Source organism: uncultured Maricaulis sp. (assembly GCF_947259345.1).
GTDB lineage: Bacteria > Pseudomonadota > Alphaproteobacteria > Caulobacterales > Maricaulaceae > Maricaulis.
This window is the reverse complement of the sequence record NZ_CAMYLS010000019.1, coordinates 187,519-206,751: the sequence shown is the minus strand read 5'-3', so window position 1 is coordinate 206,751 and position 19,233 is coordinate 187,519. Positions and strand designations below refer to the sequence as shown.

The 19,233-nt window shown below is 61.2% G+C and carries 16 protein-coding genes; 13 read left to right on the top strand and 3 right to left on the bottom strand.

The features are described from left to right. Positions 1-674 precede the first annotated feature (674 nt). The 3 genes from Q0X62_RS09390 (at position 675) to Q0X62_RS09380 (ending at position 3,994) form a co-directional block, all read left to right on the top strand. Positions 675-2,354 carry an ATP-dependent endonuclease gene (locus Q0X62_RS09390; protein ID WP_297734559.1) on the top strand — a complete coding sequence of 560 codons (1,680 nt, stop codon included), beginning with the start codon at positions 675-677 and terminating at the stop codon, positions 2,352-2,354. Positions 2,355-2,489: 135 nt separating this feature from the next. After that, the gene (gene lipA, locus Q0X62_RS09385) at positions 2,490-3,467 is read left to right on the top strand and encodes a lipoyl synthase (RefSeq protein ID WP_297734556.1); all 978 of its coding nucleotides are present in this window, start codon (positions 2,490-2,492) and stop codon (positions 3,465-3,467) included. A 23-nt stretch (positions 3,468-3,490) separates the two neighbouring features. After that, the gene (locus Q0X62_RS09380) at positions 3,491-3,994 is read left to right on the top strand and encodes a type II toxin-antitoxin system RatA family toxin (RefSeq protein WP_297734553.1); all 504 of its coding nucleotides are present in this window, start codon (positions 3,491-3,493) and stop codon (positions 3,992-3,994) included. On the opposite strand, the gene Q0X62_RS09375 is transcribed toward Q0X62_RS09380, so the two are convergent. Together Q0X62_RS09375 and Q0X62_RS09370 are read right to left on the bottom strand one after the other, a co-directional pair. Next, entirely contained in the window at positions 3,962-4,462 is a 501-nt protein-coding gene (locus Q0X62_RS09375; protein ID WP_297734550.1) for a CinA family protein, read from the bottom strand. The two genes, Q0X62_RS09380 and Q0X62_RS09375, sit on opposite strands and share 33 nt — an antisense overlap. Further along, a complete protein-coding gene (locus tag Q0X62_RS09370; protein ID WP_297734547.1) occupies positions 4,459-5,613 on the bottom strand; it encodes a bifunctional 2-C-methyl-D-erythritol 4-phosphate cytidylyltransferase/2-C-methyl-D-erythritol 2,4-cyclodiphosphate synthase in 1,155 nt (384 codons plus the stop codon). The genes Q0X62_RS09375 and Q0X62_RS09370 overlap by 4 nt, the downstream gene beginning before the upstream one ends. Positions 5,614-5,696: 83 nt before the next feature. Between Q0X62_RS09370 and dusB the strand changes: the two genes are divergently transcribed. The 10 genes from dusB to hflX all read left to right on the top strand — a co-directional run bounded on the left by dusB (position 5,697) and on the right by hflX (position 18,073). Beyond that, positions 5,697-6,695 (top strand): tRNA dihydrouridine synthase DusB, encoded by a 999-nt coding sequence (gene dusB, locus Q0X62_RS09365; RefSeq protein WP_297734544.1) that lies wholly within the window; start codon positions 5,697-5,699, stop codon positions 6,693-6,695. After that, positions 6,692-7,741, top strand: coding sequence for an ATP-binding protein (locus Q0X62_RS09360; RefSeq protein WP_297734541.1), 1,050 nt, complete (start codon positions 6,692-6,694; stop codon positions 7,739-7,741). The genes dusB and Q0X62_RS09360 overlap by 4 nt, the downstream gene beginning before the upstream one ends. After that, complete coding sequence (locus Q0X62_RS09355; protein WP_297734538.1) at positions 7,738-9,003, top strand: response regulator; 1,266 nt, start codon at positions 7,738-7,740, stop codon at positions 9,001-9,003. The genes Q0X62_RS09360 and Q0X62_RS09355 overlap by 4 nt, the downstream gene beginning before the upstream one ends. 73 nt (positions 9,004-9,076) lie before the next feature. After that, the gene (locus Q0X62_RS09350; RefSeq protein WP_297734535.1) at positions 9,077-11,296 is read left to right on the top strand and encodes a PAS domain-containing sensor histidine kinase; all 2,220 of its coding nucleotides are present in this window, start codon (positions 9,077-9,079) and stop codon (positions 11,294-11,296) included. Positions 11,297-11,299: 3 nt separating this feature from the next. After that, positions 11,300-12,688, top strand: coding sequence for a sigma-54 dependent transcriptional regulator (locus Q0X62_RS09345; RefSeq protein WP_297734532.1), 1,389 nt, complete (start codon positions 11,300-11,302; stop codon positions 12,686-12,688). Between the two features lie 21 nt (positions 12,689-12,709). Further along, positions 12,710-14,083 carry a Trk system potassium transporter TrkA gene (gene trkA / locus Q0X62_RS09340; protein WP_297734529.1) on the top strand — a complete coding sequence of 458 codons (1,374 nt, stop codon included), beginning with the start codon at positions 12,710-12,712 and terminating at the stop codon, positions 14,081-14,083. Between the two features lie 3 nt (positions 14,084-14,086). After that, positions 14,087-15,490 (top strand): potassium transporter TrkG, encoded by a 1,404-nt coding sequence (locus Q0X62_RS09335; protein ID WP_297734526.1) that lies wholly within the window; start codon positions 14,087-14,089, stop codon positions 15,488-15,490. A 9-nt stretch (positions 15,491-15,499) separates the two neighbouring features. After that, a complete protein-coding gene (locus tag Q0X62_RS09330; RefSeq protein WP_297734524.1) occupies positions 15,500-16,345 on the top strand; it encodes a D-amino-acid transaminase in 846 nt (281 codons plus the stop codon). Between the two features lie 106 nt (positions 16,346-16,451). Beyond that, on the top strand, positions 16,452-16,724 hold the full coding sequence (gene hfq, locus Q0X62_RS09325) for an RNA chaperone Hfq (protein ID WP_075189826.1): 273 nt from the start codon (positions 16,452-16,454) through the stop codon (positions 16,722-16,724). Next, positions 16,721-18,073, top strand: a complete 1,353-nt coding sequence (hflX, locus tag Q0X62_RS09320; RefSeq protein ID WP_297734519.1) for a GTPase HflX — start codon at positions 16,721-16,723, stop codon at positions 18,071-18,073. Before hfq ends, hflX begins: the two co-directional genes overlap by 4 nt. Before the next feature lie 26 nt (positions 18,074-18,099). On the opposite strand, the gene mazG is transcribed toward hflX, so the two are convergent. Further along, positions 18,100-18,921 carry a nucleoside triphosphate pyrophosphohydrolase gene (gene mazG / locus Q0X62_RS09315; protein ID WP_297734517.1) on the bottom strand — a complete coding sequence of 274 codons (822 nt, stop codon included), beginning with the start codon at positions 18,919-18,921 and terminating at the stop codon, positions 18,100-18,102. Between the last annotated feature and the right edge of the window lie 312 nt (positions 18,922-19,233).

Below are 19,233 nucleotides of genomic sequence, written 5' to 3'. Positions count from 1 at the left end.
GCTCCGCCTTTCCTCCCCACACCGTGGGGAGGTGGATCGCCCGCCGGGGCGAGACGGAGGGGCCGCCGCAGGCGGAAGGCCCACGCGCCCCCGCGCTAACGCTCGGCCCCATCGACCCGCCGCTGCGCGCCGGCCCACTTCCCCACGCTGTGGGGAAGAAAAGAGACCCAGGTCCTCGCCCTTGACGGGCGAGGTGGATCGTCGCGACAGCGGCGAGACGGAGTGGGTGATCGGAGACAGAGGCAGGAATGCTGGCCCCGCCGTCAACCAAACGCGCCGAGCGCGCTCCGGGCCATAAACCCATTGCCGGGAGATCGCCGTATCCGTTTCTTCAGCTCAAGGGGCATGCCCCTTGAGCTGAAGAAACGGATACGGCCCGCTGGCTGGCATGAGGTTTAGAGGGTGGGGTGGGGCATTTCAGTCTGATTTGGCGTAAATGCGGACATTAACTCACACGTCTCCAATTATGCGTATTCGTGTTGCGATTTTGCGAAGCACTTAAACTGTGCCTACCGAACTGTTTGACGCCGTTGCGGTTTTGCCAAGTTCGTCGGTTTAATCAATCCGTGGTTGACCTTGCACATATTGCCATTCAAATGGTTGAAGAGCTGCGTTGGTGCCAGATATCAGGTCGAACGCGTCGTTGAGTTAATCTGAACGAGATGGAGCGGGTATTGACCAAAAAACCAACGGCAACGATTTCGAAGCTCTCTTTTTCTGGCGGGCAGGTAGTCGAGCTAGATCCGACGGCGAAGGTTGTAATTGTCGGCCCTAATAATAGCGGTAAATCGCAAGCGTTGCGGGACATCGACTTTTGCATAGGCCGTAACAACGGTGTGGGGGCCAAAGTTGTTACGGAAGTAGAGCTATCAAAGCGCGGTTCTTACGATGAGCTGATCGCATTCCTCGACGAAAATGCAGAGTATCGGGCATTGGATAATGTTTATTGGCTCGGCGGATGGGCGGTCCATAAGTCCCACCTTCAAGGTTGGAAAGGCCAAGGTCTAGCCAACATCCACTCAGGCTTCACAAAAAGGATTTCGGCCGATGAACGTCTAAAAATCTGTGAGCCACAAACGAGCATTTCGCCTGGGGCCCAAAAATCGCGTCCTCAGCATGTCTTGTATGACGATCAAGACCTGATGACCAAAATCAGCGGGTTGTTTCGTGCTGCTTTTGGGCAAGATCTCATGTTCGACTATCGTGGCGGTAACGTGATGCCAATTCATGTTGGCCCGTTGCCAGACATGAAAGAAATGCCTGATCGGGTTGGTGAGAAGTACGTTGCGGCTGTTCGCGAGAACCCTGTGCTTAACGAACAGGGAGACGGGATGAAAAGCTATGCAGGCCTTCTGTTCGAATGTGTAGTTGGTCACCACGACATCGCCCTGATCGACGAACCCGAAGCATTTCTCCACCCACCGCAAATGCGGCGTCTAGGCAAAACGCTTTGCGAACAAGTTGACGGCCAGTTGGTAGTCGCAACGCATAGTAGCGACATCATGCGCGGGTTCTTGGAAGGAGCCAAAGGTGTGGTCCGCATTCTTCGAATACGCCGCGTCGGAGACGTCAACCAAGTTTTTGAAGCTCCTTCCGACACTATCAAGCAACTTTGGGAGAAGCCCGATCTCAAGTATTCAAATGCGCTTGAAGGTATCTTTCATGAGCAAACGATCCTTTGTGAGGACGACAGCGATTGCAGGTTGATCAACGCGACGGCCGATCATCTTTCTGCCCAAAGCGATGATCTGTGGAAGGACACCGCGTATGTGCCGACGGGAGGAAAGCACGCCATCGCGAAGATTGCCACAGTATTGCGGATGGTTGGGGTGCCGCTGAAGGCGGTATTCGACATAGATTTTTTGGACGACAAGCAGGTAGTGAGAAGTTCGGTCACCGCATTTGGTGGCGACTGGCGTGCCATTGAACCGCTCTGGCAGCGGGTCGACGGTGCGGTACGGAACGGTGTAAAACCGAAAACGGTCGATGAGATTAAGGTCGAGATCTCAGACCTGTTAAAGGAGTCCGAACCGAACGCTTTGCCTGCAGGCGACATCAAAGAGGCGCTGAAACAGACCAAGCCGTGGAGTATCGTAAAAAAGACGGGTGTGAATGGAATTCCACCCGGCGAGGCGACCAAGCACTATAATGCATTAATCCAACAGCTTGCAGAGATAGGCATCTATGTGATTCCGGTTGGTGAGATCGAGAACTTTTGTCGAGAGATTGGGGGGCACGGACCGAAATTCGTGACGACCGTCCTGTCGGACATCCCGCTTGATGACGCGCGTCTCGGTCGACTGAGAGCGTTTACAGAGACAGTGCATAAAGGAGCCCATTGCGTTCTGCCGTAACACCGTATTGTTGCCAAGGCACAACAATCTCGAGCGCAAGGGCAGGTCCGCTTTCGGGATCAAGCCCGCATCCCCACGCCCACACCACAGCCCCCAAACCTTGCCACATCGCGCCCCACATCATACATCGCCCCCATGGCCAATCTGATCGACACGACTGCCCGTTCCGCTGCGTCTGACGCGCGTGCGGCTCGCCATCCGGAGAAGCAGAAGCGGGCGGATACGCCGGTGCTTCGCAAGCCGGACTGGATCCGGGTCAAGGCGCCCCTGGGCAAGACGTTTTCCGAGACCCAGAAAATCGTCAAGGATGGCGGTCTGGTGACGGTGTGCGAGGAGGCGGGCTGTCCCAATATCGGGGAGTGCTGGGAGCAGAAACACGCCACTTTCATGATCCTGGGCGATACCTGCACCCGCGCCTGTTCCTTCTGCAACGTCAAGACCGGCCTGCCGGCCGCGGTCGACATGGACGAGCCGCGCCGTGTCGCCGAGGCGGTGGCGCAGATGGGACTCAATCATGTCGTCATCACCTCGGTTGATCGCGATGACCTCGATGATGGCGGGGCGCAGCATTTCGTTGATGTGATCGAGGCGATCCGCGCCGCGACGCCGAAGACCACGATCGAGATCCTCACCCCGGACTTCCTGCGCAAGCCGGGCGCTGCCGAAGCGGTGATCGATGCCAAGCCGGACGTGTTCAACCATAATCTGGAGACGGTGCCGCGGCTTTATCTCTCCATCCGTCCGGGCGCGCGCTATTATCACTCCCTGCGCCTCCTGGAGCGGGTGAAGGATCGCGATCCGGCGCAATTCACCAAGTCGGGCATCATGGTCGGGCTGGGCGAGAGCAAGGAAGAGGTGATGCAGGTGATGGACGATATGCGCTCCGCCGGCATCGATTTTCTCACCATCGGCCAGTATCTGCAGCCGACCCGCAAGCATGCCGCCGTTGACCGTTTCGTGCACCCGGATGAGTTCAAGGCCTATGAGACGATTGCCCGGGCCAAGGGCTTCCTGATGGTCTCGGCGACGCCTTTGACCCGTTCGAGCCATCATGCCGGTGATGATTTCGCCAAGCTGCGCGCCGCCCGCGAGCAGATGATGGCGCGCGGTTAAGCGCCGCACCCGGAGCCGGACAAATGGTCGTAGAAGTCCGCGAACGCCTGCGCCTCTTTCACAGCGCCGATGATCTGTTCGAGCTGGTCAGCGATGTCCGGCGCTATCCCGAATTCATCCCCCAGATCACCGCCATGCGCCTGCTCGATGAGCGCGAGGAGGGCGGGGTCCGCGCCATGACGGCGGAAGCCCGCGTGCGCTATAAATTTGTCACCGAACGCTTCACCTCGCGCGCCATCGCTGATGCGGGCGCGCGCACGATCGCGGTCAGCTTTGTCGCCGGACCGTTTCGGGTGCTGGAAAATCACTGGCGCTTCATCGCCCTGTCGGACGGGTCCTGCCTGGTCGATTTTTCCATCCGGGCGGAATTCAAGAATGCCATCCTGCAAATGCTGCTGGAGAGCAATCGCGAGCGTGCCGGTCGGGTCCTGGTCGAGAAATTCTCCGCCGAAGCCAATCGGCGCTACCCGGTGACCGGCGATCCGTCGCGTGATCTAGCCGAAGAGATCAACGCCCTCGGCCAATAGGTCGAGCGCCGTGGCGACACTGGCGAGACGCACCGCATCGCGGCCGCGATCGCCGAAACGGCAGACATGGGTCTTGGTCGCTCCGTCGCGTCGCGCCATCGCGAAATGGACCAGGCCGGCCGGCTTGTGCTCGGAGCCGCCAGGGCCGGCAATCCCCGTGATCGAGACCGTGATATCGGCATTCGAGCGCAGCAAGGCCTCTTCCGCCATGCGCTTGGCAACCTCGACCGAGACCGCGCCATTGGCCTCGATCACCCGGGCGGGAATGCCCAGCATCTCGGTCTTGGCAGCGTTGGAATAGGTGACAAAACCCCGGTCCACCACGTCCGACGAGCCGGGGATTTCCGTCAAAAGCGCACTGACCAGACCGCCGGTACAGCTTTCCGCCGTGGCGATCATCACGCCGGCCGTGCGGGCCCGGTCGATGAGGGTTTCGGCCTGGTCGATCAGGGAATGGGTGAAGATCATGGTCTCAGTCTCGCTGTGATGATGGCCTGGGCAGCCAGGCCTTCGCCGCGCCCGGTAAAGCCGAGTTTTTCCGTCGTGGTCGCCTTGATATTGACCCGCTGGAGCGGCAAGCCGGTCAGTTCGGCGACCCGCGCCCGCATGGCCTCGCGATGGGGGCCGATCTTGGGCCGTTCGGCAATCAGGGTCAGGTCGGCATGGAGGATCTCGCCGCCAGCCTCTTTCAGGAGCTTGAGCGCATGCGTGAGGAAGGCATCCGAGCGAGCGCCCTTCCATTGCGGGTCCGAGGGCGGGAAATGCTGGCCGATATCACCGGCGCCGGCAGCGCCCAAAATGGCATCGGTGAGCGCATGCAGACCGGCATCGGCGTCGGAATGGCCGACCAGGCCCAGCCCGGCGCGGATCTCGATCCCGCACAGCCACATCAATTCCGCCGGCTCGAGCCGGTGAACGTCAAACCCCTGTCCGGTGACGGTGATCGCCTCGCTCATCAGCATCCTTTCCGCGCGCAGGAAATCCTCCGGCGTGGTCAGTTTGAAATTCTCCGCTTCACCGGTCACCAGCTCAACCTCACCGCCCGCCGCGCGGATCACTGCCGCATCATCGGGCAGGGCGGTCTCGCCCAATTTCGCGTAAGCGTCGAGCAAAGGCGCAAGATGGAAAGCTTGCGGTGTCTGCGCCGCGAACAGCCCGTCCCGCGAGACCGGCTCACCCATCCCGCCACCATCACCAACACGAAGAAGCGCGTCGCTGACGGGCAGGGCGGGGATGACCGCCTTGTGGCTGTCCAGGGCCGTCACGAGGCGATCGATCAGGTCGGTCGAGACGAAGGGGCGGGCGGCGTCATGGATGAGCACCGCTTCGGCTCCGGCTTTGGCGGCCGCGTCGAGGCCGGCGCGGACCGAGGCGGTCCGGGTGGCACCGCCGGGGATTGTATCCAATTGGAAGCCGAGTTCGGCCTCGACCGCGTCGATGTGGTCACGATCAAGCGGGTTGACCACCACAATGAGGCTCATGAAGACACCACAATGATGCAGACGATGAACACTACGGGCCAGCACGCGTTTTCCGGCCAGGTCGCGATACTGTTTGGGCACGCCGCCACCGGCCCGTTCACCGCGTCCGGCGGCGACAATGACAGCAGCGATCTTCATCAACAGGCCTCGTGGATTGCCGCAGCGCAGCATACTCGCTAGCCTTCGGCCATACGATGCACACCGAGGATTTGTCCAGCCGCATGCGCTTCTCGATCGACACGCACAGCATTGAAATCCCGGCCATACTTGCACCCATGTCCGGGGTGACCGACCTGCCTTTCCGGCGCCAGGCCCAGCGTTTCGGCGCCGGCATGGTGGTGTCCGAAATGGTTGCCTCCGATGCCCTGGCCGCCGGTCGCCGCGACATGATCCGCAAGGCGGCGCTCGACGCTTCGCTCAAGCCCTGCGTCATCCAGCTCGCCGGACGCGAAGCCCGCTGGATGTCGGAAGGGGCCCGGATCGCCGAGGATGCCGGTGCGGAAGTGATTGATATCAATATGGGTTGTCCGGCGCGCCAGGTGACGAAGGGTCTGTCGGGATCAGCCCTGATGCGTGATCTCGACCATGCCCTGACCCTGATCGAAGCGACCGTCGGAGCGACGCGCAAGCCGGTCACACTGAAAATGCGCCTCGGTTGGGATCATGATTGTCTCAACGCTCCCGAGCTCGCCCGCCGGGCCCGCGATGCCGGTATCCAGCTGGTCACCGTGCATGGCCGAACCCGCCAGCAATTTTACAAGGGTGAGGCCGACTGGTCGGCCGTGAAATCCGTGGTCGAGGCCGTGGATATCCCGGTCATCGTCAATGGCGACATCCACACAATTGCCCATGCCCGCGAGGCGCTCGACAAATCCGGTGCCCACGCGGTCATGATCGGGCGCGCTGCCCAGGGACGACCCTGGCTGGTCGGTGAGATTGGTCGGGCGCTCGCCGGGCTCCCGCCGCTCGAGACAAGCTGGAATGACAAGATAAATGCCCTTTCAGATCAGTATGATAACAGTCTTGACCACTATGGCGCCCATCTCGGCACGCGCATGATGCGCAAGCATTTTGCCAGTTTCTGTGATGTCGAATGCACCTCTGGTGATCCTGACTGGGTCCGTGCCCAGCGGGCCAGCCTGTGCCGGTCCGACGCCGCCGCGGATATCCATGCAGCGCTTGATGGATTGCGTCAGCTCGATGGGCGCGCTGTCGCATGACAGCCGCCGGCGCACCCGATGCCGCCAATCTGGCGGCGGACCAGGCGGCGATCCCGGTCCTGGTCTTCTCCGGGGAGGCGCGTTGTGTCTGGGCCAATACCCAGGCGGAAGAATGGCTGGGCCTGTCGATCCGGCACATGCGCAAAAGCCGCTTCGGCACGCTGTCGGCGACCTGCGCCCACCTGGCCGATATCATCGAACAGGCCTGCAGCACGCACCGCACCGTAGTCGCATTGGGCCGCATGCTGGGTGGAGGTGGTCCATTCGACGTTCATGCCCGCTGGTCCGACGAGCATGGCCAGCTCATCCTGTCTGTCCTTCCCCACCAGGAAATGGGCGCCAAGGCCTCCGAAGCACCGGCTTTGGGATTCGGTCGCATGCTGGCCCATGAGCTGAAAAACCCGCTCGCCAGTGTGCGCGGTGCGGCCCAGCTCATCCGCCGCGAAACCGATCTGGAGGGCGCGCGCGACCTCGCCCGCCTGATTATCCAGGATGTCGACCGGATCACCCGCCTGGCCGATCACTGGAGCCGGGTCGGCGACATTCAGCTGGAGCCACGCTCCGAGATCAATCTCAACCTGCTGGCGGTGAATGCGATGGAAAGCCTGCATCGGGCTGATCCTGCGACGCGGGGCGTGATGCGGGATAATTTCGACCCGTCGCTACCCGTCATCCTGGGCGATCCCGACCTGTTGATGCAGGCCGTGCTTAATCTGCTCCAGAACGCCTTTGATGCCGTACGCAATGATGCATCGGCCGAAATCGTCGTGGAAACCCGTTTCGATGCCGGCCCCAAGAGCCGCACCGGAGGCAATCCGACCCCGCTCGTCTTGTCCGTTCGTGATAACGGGCCGGGCATCCCCGAAACGCTTGGGTCGGGCATCTTCACGCCCTTCGTGACCACCAAGCCAGCGGGCGAGGGGCTGGGCCTGGCTTTTTCAGCCCGGATCGCGGCCTTGCATGAAGGCCAGATTGACTATGAGAGCAAGGCCGGACGGACCGTCTTCAATATCCGTTTGCCGATTGCCAGGAAGGAAGCCAAGTGAGCGCCCGAATACTGTTGCTGGAAGACGATGAAAGCCTGAAGCTCATTCTCTCGCGGGCCCTAGGCTCGGCGGGGTATCAGGTCCGGGCGACGGCGTCGCCGGACACGGCACTCAACTGGATCCGCAATGGCGAAGGCGATCTCCTACTGGCCGATGTGCTTCTGGACGGATCGAATTTCCTGGAAAATCTCGGCCTTGTCGCGCGCCTGCGGCCGCAAATGCCGGTCATCGTCATGAGCGCCCAGGCCACCGCCTCCACCGCGATCAATGCCGCCAAGGGCGGCGTGTTCGAGTATCTGCCCAAGCCCTTTGACCTCGATGACATGATCGCGGCGGTCGGTGCCGCGCTGGGCGATGAAGCGAAAGCGGGGCGCTCAAAGACAGCGGACGAGCCAACGGGATTCATTGGTCAATCCACGGCCATGCAATCAGCCTTCAAGGCGATTGCGCGGGCCGCGACCAGCCAGGCTCACGTGATGATCACGGGTGAGCCGGGGGTCGGGAAACGCCAGGCCGCCGAAGCCCTCCTGCGCGCCCGCGGCATTTCCGCTGATGATGCCGTCGTGGTGACGCCTTCCAACGCGGCGACCGAGATATTTGGCTCGACCCAGGCCGCGCGTCAGGTGGTCTGGCTGCGGCTTGAGGAGTGGAATGCCGGGCAGCAACGTGCGGCGCGCGACGCCCTCGACGCGGGAATTGGCCGTGTCATCGCCACCGCATCACACTCGCCGGAAACAGGGCTGGACACGCGCCTGGTTGCCCGATTGTCGGAATGCGTCATCTCGGTGCCGCCGCTGCGCGAACGTCGCAGTGATATCCCGGCGCTTTGCGAGGCCTTCCTCGCCCAGTTTGCCCGACGGGACAAACAGGAGCTGGTTCGGCTCTCAAAGGATGCCGTGCGATATCTGCAAGGCTCCGCCTGGACCGGCAATGTCGTCGAGCTTCGTTCGGTTCTGTCGCGCCTGTCTCTGTCGACTCGAGGCCGGGTCGCCGGTCTTGATGATGTCCTCGTCGCCTTCTCGGCAGATGCCGGGGATTCCCGTGACGATCTTGATGTTCATGCCAATGCCATCGCCGCCCTCTCTCTCAGCCGTGAGAATGCCCGCAATGTCGCGATTGATGCCGTCGACCGAGCCTTGTTCAGTCAGGCACTGGATCGCTGCGGTGGAAACCGGTCGCGGGCGGCGGAGGTGCTGGGCCTGAACCGCAACACACTGGCTCGCCGACTGGGTGAGCTGGACGGCGATCAGAGCGATATGTGACCTGTGCATCACGGGTGTTGATTATGTGCAACAACGGAGTAATGATGCCGTTCTGCAACATGTGAGCACACACTTGCCGAACACCCAGTCGAAGCCTCTGATCCGGAATATTTCACCGCGATCCGCCGCGCTCTTCGGCATTGGCTTTGTGACATCCGCGATCTTTCTGACCATCGCCGCGACGGGTCTGCTTGGCGATAACGGCCTGATGCGCCTGAGTGACCGCAATGCGATGGCACTCCTGATCGGGAATGCCGTTCTCATTCTCGGGCTCGGTAGCGTTGTGGTCGTCCGCTTTGTCCGGCGGGTGAGGGCGCGCCGCTTTGGCGAGCCCACGCCGCGTCTCCATCTGCGCTTCGTCGCTTTGTTCTCGCTTGCGGCGGCGGCGCCGGCGGTCCTCGCCGCGCTCTTTCTGGGTGCCGTCCTCAATCGTGGCGTTGACTATTGGTTCGGCGAGCGGATTGCGACGGTTGTCGACGGGACCGCCATTGTTGCGGGTGAAATCTACGAGCGCGAGGTCAATGCCGCCGGCAACCGGCTGAGCACGATTGTGGAGGCGCTCAACCAACCGGATGCGGTCGAGGCGTTCAGCTCGAGCCGTATCCAGTATGTCTGGGGACTGAGCGCTCTCGCAGCACAGCAAAGCTTTTCGGCCGCTTATGTGGTCGACGGGCGGGGCAATCTGCTGGCTCGCACGCGCTTCCAGGAGAATGAGCCTTATGTGGCACCCTCACCGCGCCTGTACGAACTGGCCAATGAAGGCGAGGGCGGGGTCGCTGTGTCGACGCCGGAATTTACGCCCGTCGGGACGGATGTGGTTCGCCTTCTGACACAACTTGGCGGCTATGAAGACGCCTATCTCTACGCGTCCATCCCGATGAATGTGGACCTGTTCCGGCAGATGGAGGAGGCCCGCGTCGCCTTGCGCCGGGCGGATGAGCAGGAAACCTCGATCCGCCAGACCTTCTTCCTGCTCTATTTCGAAGTCGCGGCGCTCATACTGATCGGGTCGGTCTGGCTCGGTCTGAGCGCGGCAACGCGCGTCGTGACACCGATTTCGCGCCTGGTTGCGGCCGCCGAGCGGGTCCGGCGGGGCGATCTCGAAGCCCGTGTGCAAATGGGTCGCGACGACGACGAGATCGCCGCCCTGGCACGGGCCTTTAACCGCATGACCCGGCAATTGCGCAGCCAGCGCCGGGAATTGATCGAAAGCCATGCCGAAAGCGAGCAGCGCCGCGCTTTCATCGAAGCCATTCTGGCGGGTGTGCGCGCTGGCGTGATCGGCCTGGACAAGGATGACAAGGTCACCCTGATTAACCGCTCGGCCATCGGCATGCTGTCGCCCGGTTCTGATGACCAGATCGGCATGCAACTGGATGACATCACGCCGGCGCTGAGCGATCTGGTGATGGAAGCCCGACGTCGCCCCGGTGCCGTCGCCGAGGCCCAGATTGATCTGACCACGGCGGACGAACAGATCCGCCACATCACCGCACGCGCCTCCATGGACGAAGAGGCGGGCCTCGTCATCACCTTCGATGATGTTACACGCCTGGTGACCGCTCAACGCAATGCAGCCTGGCGCGAGGTTGCGCGCCGCATTGCGCATGAGATCAAGAACCCGCTGACCCCCATCCAACTTTCGGCCGAACGGATACGCCGCAAATACCGAAAGGAAATCGAGAGTGATCTCGAGACGTTCGACCGCTGCACCGAGACGATTATTCGCCAAGTCAGCGATATCGGTCGCATGGTCGATGAATTTTCCTCCTTTGCCCGCATGCCTCAGCCCAAGGTCGAGGAAGTCGAGCTGGGGGAGCTGACCAAATCGGCTGTCTTCGCCCGTCGGGTAGCGTCGTCCGCGATGGAGGTGCGCTTCGACAAGCCCAAACATCCGGTGATGGGATTATGCGACTCGCGCCTGTCCGGTCAGGCTCTCGCCAATATTCTCAAGAATGCCTCGGAAAGCGTTGAAGCACGGATGGAAAAGGACGGCGGACCCGGAGCGGTCACCGTCCAGTTGACCGAACAGGACGGCTTCGCGGTCATTGAAGTGAGCGATAACGGGCTGGGCTGGCCAACCCCCAATCGTGAGCGCTTGACCGAGCCCTACATGACGACACGCGAGAAGGGCACGGGCCTCGGACTCGCCATCGTCAAACGTGTGATGGAAGACCATAAGGGGCGACTGGAACTTGATGTGCCCCGCGACGGTCAGGGCGCGGTTGTGCGCCTTATCTTCCCGCTCGCAGACCCAACAGAACAAGAATTTCAAAGCATACAGGAGGCCTGATCCATGGCGCGCGACATTCTGATCGTGGATGATGAGGCAGATATCCGCGAGTTGATCGGTGGGCTGCTGGAAGATGACGGGTATGAAACCCGCGAGGCCGCGCATGCAGACGGCGCCCTCGACGAGATCCGGGCGCGCAAGCCCTCCCTGGTGATTCTGGACGTCTGGTTGCAGGGCAGCCGCCTGGACGGGATTGAATTGCTCGACGAGTTTCGCGCCATTGATCCAAACATGCCGGTCATCGTCATTTCCGGCCATGGCACGATCGAAACCGCGGTCGCGGCGATCCGAAAGGGTGCCTATGATTTCCTGGAAAAACCCTTCAAGAGCGACAAGCTCCTCCTGACCGTCACGCGCGCGCTCGAGACCAGCCGTCTGCGTTCGGAAAACGCGCAGTTGCGAGCCCGTAGCGAGACGCAAAGCTCGCTGATTGGTGATTCCAGCGGGATTGTTCAGGTCCGTCAGCTGATCGACCGTGTCGCACCGACCAATAGCCGTGTGCTTATCCGGGGGCCATCGGGTGCCGGCAAGGAATTGGTCGCGCGTTTGATTCACGAAAGCTCCCCGCGCTCAAACGCCGATTTCATCGCCGTGAGTGCACCCGGCATGTCGCCTGACGGCGTGGAAGAAGAGCTTTTCGGACGCGAGAACGAGGATGGCAGCATCAAGCATGTCGGTCTGCTTGAGCGGGCCCATGGGGGCACGCTCTATCTCGATGAGATCGCCGACATGCCAAAGGACACGCAAAGCAAATTGCTGCGGCTGCTTGTCGAGCAGCGTTTCCGGCGCATCGGTGGCGCAGCGGATGTCCAGGTCAATGTCCGGGTGATCTCATCGACCGCCCAGGACCTGGCCGGTCGCATCCAGGGCGGGCTTTTCCGCGAGGATCTCTATCACCGCCTGGCGGTGGTGCCGGTGCAGGTCCCGCCACTTGCTGATCGTCGCGAGGACATCCCCGCGCTGGTGACCCATTTCGTGGAGCGCCTGACCAATTCAGCCGGTCTGCCACGCCGTCGGTTCGGTGATGATGTCATGGCGGCCTTGCAGGCGCATGGTTGGCCGGGCAATGTCCGTCAATTGCGTAATAACATCGAACGCCTGCTGATCCTGGCGACGGGTGCAATGAACGAGCCGATCACCCTCGACTCGCTTCCATCGGAAGTCGTCACACGGGAAAATCAGGATGTCGGTTTTGATGCCGAAAAGATGATTGCCCTGTCGCTGCGCGAGGCCCGGGAGAATTTCGAGCGTGAATATCTCAAGGCCCAGATCGACCGTTTTGGTGGCAATATCTCGCGCACCGCGGCCTTCATTGGCATGGAGCGCTCGGCATTGCATCGCAAGCTCAAATCTCTCGGGGTTGGCAGCCCGCAACGCGAAGGTGCGGCCTGACGCCGGCCGGAGGAATCTGACATGAAAGCGATTGTCTGCGGAGCCGGGCAGGTCGGTGTGGGTATTGCCCGCGCGCTGGCCCGTGAGGGCAATGCCGTCACGGTCGTCGACTGGTCAACAGAGCTGATCGACAATGTGGTCACGGATCTGGATGTGCAAGGCGTGGTCGGACACGGGTCGCATCCGGATGTTCTGGAGCGGGCAGGGGCTCGCCAGGCTGACCTGCTTGTCGCCGTGACGCATTCGGATGAAACCAACATGGTGGCCTGTCAGGTCGCCCACTCGCTGTTTCACACCCCGATGCGCATCGCCCGTGTCCGCGCACAGAACTATCTCGACCCGGCCTGGGGCGATCTCTTCTCGACCGGGAATATGCCGGTTGATGTCGTGATCTCGCCCGAACTGGAAGTCGGGCGTGCCATCCTGCAGCGTGTCGAGACGCCGGGCGCTTTCAATACCGCAGTCTTTTCTGGCGGTCGGGTCCAGCTGCTCGGCCTGCGTCTGGATGAAAATTCACCGGTGGCCGGATCGACCACCGAGCAGGTCATGGAGCTCTTCCCCGATCTGCGCCTGGCCGTCGTGGGCGTGCAACGGGAGCAGACGCTCTTCATTCCCAAACTCCATGACCCGCTCCTGGCAGGCGATGACGTCTACATCGTCACCGAGAGCCGCCAGGTGCGACGGATCCTCGACATCTTCGGACGCAATTCCGAACAGATTCGCCGCGTCGTCGTCGTCGGAGCCGGGAATATCGGCGTCTATGTCGCGCGGGCGCTGGAACGAGCCGGCGGCGTGAAAGTCCGCCTGATTGAAGCCAACAAGGCGCGCGCTGAAGCGGCAGCCGAGCGATTGAAGCGCACTGTGGTCCTGCATGGTGACGGTCTCGATGCCCGCTTGCTGCACGAGGCCGGGGTCGGTGAGGCTGAACTGGTCGTCTGTGTAACCAATGACGACAAGGTCAATATGCTCTCTGCCGTCATGGCGAAGCGGGAAGGGGCCGAACGGGCCCTGTCCCTGATCAATGACCGCGCCTTTGAAAGCCTGCGGGATGCACTCGATATCGATGTTCTCATCGACCCGCGTGCGACCACGGTGTCGACCATCCTCCAGCATATCCGGCGCGGCCGGATTACCGGGCTGCAAAGCCTGGGGGGCGGACAGGCCGAGGCCCTGGAAGGCGTCGCGCTCTCGACCTCGCCGCTGGTCGGCAAGACGCTGGACGAGCTCGAATTACCGGATGGTGTTGCCCTTGGCGCCGTCGTGCGAGGCGACAAGGTCATCCTGCCCTGCGATGAAGGGCGGATCCGCGAAAATGATCGCGTTCTCCTGTTTTGCAATACGGCGCTCATCCCGAAGGTTGAGCATCTCTTCCGCGTCAGTCTCGAATACTTTTAGGTCATGACGCCTGTTGCTTTTCTCCGGCCGCTGGGCGCGCTTTGGGTCCTGTTCGCAGGTGTCGCGCTGTTCGCGGCCTTCGTGGCCGCGGCCGTTGGAGAGCCGCATCTGGCTCCGCTTTTCGGAACGACGGCGCTCATCGCATTCATTCCGGGCATCTTCATTCTCACCGCGACACGCGGACTGAAATCGCGGGCCAGCGCGCTGGACGCGCTCGGCCTGGCCCTTTTGTCCTGGATCACCGCACCGGCCATGGCCGCGCTCCCCTTCTGGCTGACCGGGTATTTCGACCCGATCGACGCGGTGTTCGAGGCCTATTCGGCGGTGACCACGACAGGCGCAACCTTGCTGCCGGCCGACGATCTGCCACGCGCCTTGATCTTCTGGCGGGCCATCCTTGGCTGGCTGGGGGGGTATGCGACGCTTCTGCTCGCGATCGGTGTGTTCGCGGCTCTGGATCGGGATGTCCCTGCAATCCGAAAATCCGCCCTGCTGACATTGCGCTCTGACAATGTGTTCTCGCATCTTCCACTTGCCGCCAAACGAGTGGCGATCATCTACTCCGTACTGACCTCGCTGGTGTGGCTGGGTCTGCTGTTTGCGGGCAATGGTCTGTTCAATGCCACTGTGCTGTCGATGAGCGCGATTTCGACCAGCGGCTACACCCCGACCGATGGCGGATTGCTGGACACAATCGGGCCGATCTCAACCGTCTGGGTAATGACTGGCTGCCTCGTTGGAGCGCTGAATATCGCGTTGTTCTGGGATGTTATCCGCGACCGGTCAGTGCTGCGCGACCCGGATATTCTTGGCATTTTCGCGCTTATCGTGGGCCTGGGCGGCTTTTTCATTCTCGCCCGTCCCGGCACGCCCTTTTCTGACGTGATGGATGCGGCCTTCATCGTCACAACGAGCGGGTTTTCAGCCGGTGGCGGGACCATCCCGGCTCTGGCCGCCTCGATCTTTGTGGCTTTGATCGGCGGCGCCGCAGCCTCGACAACCGGCGGGATCAAGGTGTCGCGAATTCTGCTGCTCTGGAAGCGCATGGGCGCTGAACTGGCCATTCTGTCCGATCCACGCAGTGTTGTTCCGGTCAGCTTCCGCGGTCGGCGCGTTCACGAAGGCGCGCTCGTCGGAATCTGGGCCTATGTATTAGCTTTCGTGGCGGCGATCGGGCTTGGAACGATGGCGCTCTCATCGGTGGGGCTGGACTTCGAGACCGCCTTTCTCGCGATGACCGCGGCCCTTGCCAATATCGGGCCGATGCTGGACCAGTCTCATGAGATGACCAGCTGGCGGCAGGTACCGGACGAAGCCAAGCCGATCCTTATTTCAGCCATGATCCTGGGGCGTCTGGAAGTGTTGGCGGCGATTGCTGCTATCTGGGCCCTGTTCAAGAGGAAATAGCGGACAACCATGCGCTTTGCCTATGTAAATGGCCGATTTCTCCCGCACCGAGAAGCATCAATCCATGTCGAGGATCGCGGCTTCCAGTTTGCCGATGCCGTGTATGAGGTGTGGAGCGTCCGCAAGGGTCGCCTCATGGATTCTGACGGGCATTTCCAGCGCCTCGAGCGCTCGTTGGGTGAACTCCGGATTCCGGCGCCGCGAAGCCGGGCGGCGCTTGAGCACATCATTAGCGAATTGCTGCGCCGGAACCGGGTGACGAACGGGCTTGTCTATCTCCAGGTCTCGCGCGGGCAAGCCCGGCGCGATCATGCTTTCCCCAAACAGCGGATCACGCCGACGATCGTCCTGACCTGCAAGCGACTTGATCATGCCGCAGCGGAGACTCGAGCCGAGCGTGGGATTACTGTCATAACCACGCCCGACCAGCGTTGGGCACGCTGTGACATCAAAACTGTAAACCTGTTGCCAAATGTCCTCGCCAAGCAGGCCGCGCACGAAGCGGGCGCGGTTGAGGCCTGGCAAGTCGACACTGACGGGCATGTCACAGAAGGCAGCTCAACCAATGCCTGGATCGTCACAAAAGCGGGGAAACTGGTCACGCGTCAGGCTGATCACGGTATCCTCCACGGCATCACGCGGGCACGGATATTCAAATGCGCTCAAGAGCTTGGCTTGGAAATCGAGGAGAGGGGCTTTACCCCGCAAGAAGCCTATGACGCGCGCGAGGCCTTCCTGACATCAGCAACGTCTTTCGTCACGCCGGTGATCGCGATCGATAACCATATCATCGCCAATGGTGAACCGGGTTCGCTGGCGCTGACGCTGCGCGGGGCCTACCTCCGGGAGGCTTGAGGCCAGACTGCAGCTTCCCATGCAAAATGAAGTGGTTGCAGCACAAGGCAGGGCCTGTATACCCTTTATACGAATCGCTGATCAAAGCGACGCATGCGGAGCCAACATGTCGCACGATAAGAAACAAAATCTCCAGGATGTCTTCCTGAACTCTGTGCGTAAAACGAAGACGCCCCTGACCATCTTCCTCGTTAATGGCGTGAAGCTGCAGGGTGTCGTCACCTGGTTCGACAATTTCTGTGTCCTGCTTCGTCGGGACGGGCTGTCACAGCTCGTCTACAAGCACGCCATCTCGACCATCATGCCGGCCGCACCGGTATCCTTGTTCGAGGACGACAAGGCGGATGAGGATGCAGCGGAAGAGAGCGCCACGGATTGATTGAGCGCGAGGCGCCGGTATCGCGCGCCCTTGTCATTCATCCCGCCAGCCGAGACACGATGGGCCGCGCCGAGGCGCGCCTGGAAGAGGCCACCGGCCTGGCAGAAGCCCTCGACCTTGAAGTCGGGGACGCCTTCATATTGCCCATGCGCAAGATCGATGCGGGCCGCTATTTCGGGCGCGGCAAGCTGGAAGAATTGCGCGACCTGCTGGTAGAGCTCGAAGCCAATGTGGCGATCATTGATGCCGCACTCTCGCCTGTCCAGCAGCGCAATCTGGAAAAGAGCCTGAATGTGAAAGTGATCGACCGGACCGGTCTGATCCTTGAAATCTTCGGCCAGAGGGCCCGCACGAAGGAGGGTGTCCTTCAGGTCGAGCTCGCCCGGCTGGCCTATGAGCGGTCCCGCCTTGTGCGCACCTGGACACATCTTGAACGCCAGCGGGGCGGTGGCGGCTTCCTGGCGGGACCGGGTGAAACCCAGATCGAGACAGACCGACGCCTCCTGAGCGAGAAAATGTCCAAGTTGCGGCGACAGCTCGATGAGGTGCGGCGGACACGCTCATTGCACCGGGCCAAGCGCCAGGATGTACCGTTTCCGACCGTCGCGCTCGTAGGCTATACGAATGCCGGAAAATCAACGCTTTTCAACAAGTTGACTGGGGCTGGAGTGTTCGCTGAAGACATGCCCTTCGCAACTCTGGATCCGACGGTGAGGGCGGTGGACCTTCCCGGTGGTACACGCATTCTCCTGTCCGATACGGTCGGCTTCATCACCGATCTGCCGACCGAGCTGATCGCGGCTTTTCGGGCGACGCTGGAAGAAGTCCGTGAAGCTGACCTGCTTGTGCATGTCATTGATTCTTCTGATCCTGACCGCGATGGCCGTATCGAGGATGTCGAAGGCGTGCTCGATGCGATCGAGGCCGGTCCGGCTCACGAACAGGCCATGCTGGAAGCGTGGAACAAGGCCGATCAACTCGACGAAGACGGCCGTGAGGACCTCGCGATTTCTGTCCAGATGGCCAATCTGAAGGCCGCACGACCGTTAAAGCTGGCCCTGTCTGCCGCTACCGGTGAGGGTGTTGAAACCCTCGTCGATGCGATCGAGCGTGCGCTGTCGAGAGAGAATGAACGCCTGGAGATTACCATACCGCCCCAGGATGCACGCGCTCTGGCCTGGCTCCATGCGCATGGTGATGTCCTGGCCAGTAAAATGGACAACAAGACCGGCGCCAGCACACTTCAGGTGCGTTTGCACCCGGTCGAGGCCGGCCGTTTCCGGTCTCAATTTCCTGACCTGGCTATTCCGCAGGGAATTGGCGAGGTCGAGGACGAGGATGATTTCTAGCCGTTGGGGCTAGCCGTTTTCATCGCTCAGGCGGATTCGGCCACGCCTTTCTCGATCTTTTTCGCCTGATCCCAAAGCGCTTCCATCTCGTCCAGTGAGGCGTCGGACGTCGTCCGGCCCTGCGCCTCAAGTGCCCGTTCGATATGTCGGAAGCGCCGCTCAAACTTGGCATTGGCGCTGCGGGTCGCGGCTTCGACATCGACCTTCATCTTGCGACCCAGATTGGTGCACACGAATATTAGATCGCCGATTTCCTCGGCGACCGCGTCAGCATCATGCTGGGCCATCGCTTCGCGCACTTCAGCCAATTCCTCATCGACCTTGTCCAGAACGCGATCCGCGGTCGGCCAGTCAAAACCGACCGTGGCCGCACGCTTCTGCAGTTTCTGGGCGCGTTTCAAAGCGGGTAGGGCCACCGGAACATCATCCAGCAGGCTCTCACCCTTGTCTGACGCCTTGCGCTCAGCGGCTTTGAGGGCTTCCCATTCCGCGGTCTGGGTGACGCTGTCGCGTGTTGTCGCGTCGCCAAAGACGTGTGGATGACGGCGAACCATTTTGTCGTTGATCGCCCGGGCGACGTCATCAAACCCGAACAGACCGGCTTCGCACGCCATCTGACTGTGAAACACGACCTGAAGGAGGAGATCGCCGAGCTCGTCCTTCAACTCGTCATAGCGCTTTCGCTCGATCGCATCGGCGACTTCATAGGCTTCCTCGATCGTGTAGGGCGCGATACTCGCGAAATCCTGTTCGAGATCCCAAGGGCAGCCGCCATCGGGATCGCGGAGCTTCGTCATGATGGCGAGAAGGCGATCGATCGGGGGCAGGGTTTCTGGCGGCGCGGACATGTCGAGCTCCGATGGCAGACGCGAATTTGATCGGGCTGACCATAATCCGATTTGCTGCCATGTAAGCCCGTCAGAGATACTTAAAGCAGGATGGAAATTTCACCTCTCATACCACGCGAACGAAAATTCGAATAAGACGAAGCTTGAGACAATTGAATAAGGCACCTGAAAGTAGTGCGCTTTTTCGAACTCTATAGAAGGCGACCGATCCGTGAATTGCGTCGCAACGCAACATCAATAGCACGCATAATAAATATTATGAGAAATAAATGGTACGGTACGCCGGTGCTGCTGCAGCACACCACCTGATCT

Excerpts from the sequence above, each read along its gene's own strand:
- Q0X62_RS09345 (WP_297734532.1), top strand. The coding sequence starts at position 11,300 with ATGGCGCGCGACATTCTGATCGTGGATGATGAGGCAGATATCCGCGAG.
- lipA (WP_297734556.1), top strand. The coding sequence starts at position 2,490 with ATGGCCAATCTGATCGACACGACTGCCCGTTCCGCTGCGTCTGACGCG.
- Q0X62_RS09360 (WP_297734541.1), top strand. The coding sequence starts at position 6,692 with ATGACAGCCGCCGGCGCACCCGATGCCGCCAATCTGGCGGCGGACCAG.
- trkA (WP_297734529.1), top strand. The coding sequence starts at position 12,710 with ATGAAAGCGATTGTCTGCGGAGCCGGGCAGGTCGGTGTGGGTATTGCC.
- mazG (WP_297734517.1), bottom strand. The coding sequence starts at position 18,921 with ATGTCCGCGCCGCCAGAAACCCTGCCCCCGATCGATCGCCTTCTCGCC.
- hfq (WP_075189826.1), top strand. The coding sequence starts at position 16,452 with ATGTCGCACGATAAGAAACAAAATCTCCAGGATGTCTTCCTGAACTCT.
- Q0X62_RS09330 (WP_297734524.1), top strand. The coding sequence starts at position 15,500 with ATGCGCTTTGCCTATGTAAATGGCCGATTTCTCCCGCACCGAGAAGCA.
- Q0X62_RS09370 (WP_297734547.1), bottom strand. The coding sequence starts at position 5,613 with ATGAAGATCGCTGCTGTCATTGTCGCCGCCGGACGCGGTGAACGGGCC.
- dusB (WP_297734544.1), top strand. The coding sequence starts at position 5,697 with ATGCGCTTCTCGATCGACACGCACAGCATTGAAATCCCGGCCATACTT.
- Q0X62_RS09335 (WP_297734526.1), top strand. The coding sequence starts at position 14,087 with ATGACGCCTGTTGCTTTTCTCCGGCCGCTGGGCGCGCTTTGGGTCCTG.
- Q0X62_RS09375 (WP_297734550.1), bottom strand. The coding sequence starts at position 4,462 with ATGATCTTCACCCATTCCCTGATCGACCAGGCCGAAACCCTCATCGAC.
- Q0X62_RS09380 (WP_297734553.1), top strand. The coding sequence starts at position 3,491 with ATGGTCGTAGAAGTCCGCGAACGCCTGCGCCTCTTTCACAGCGCCGAT.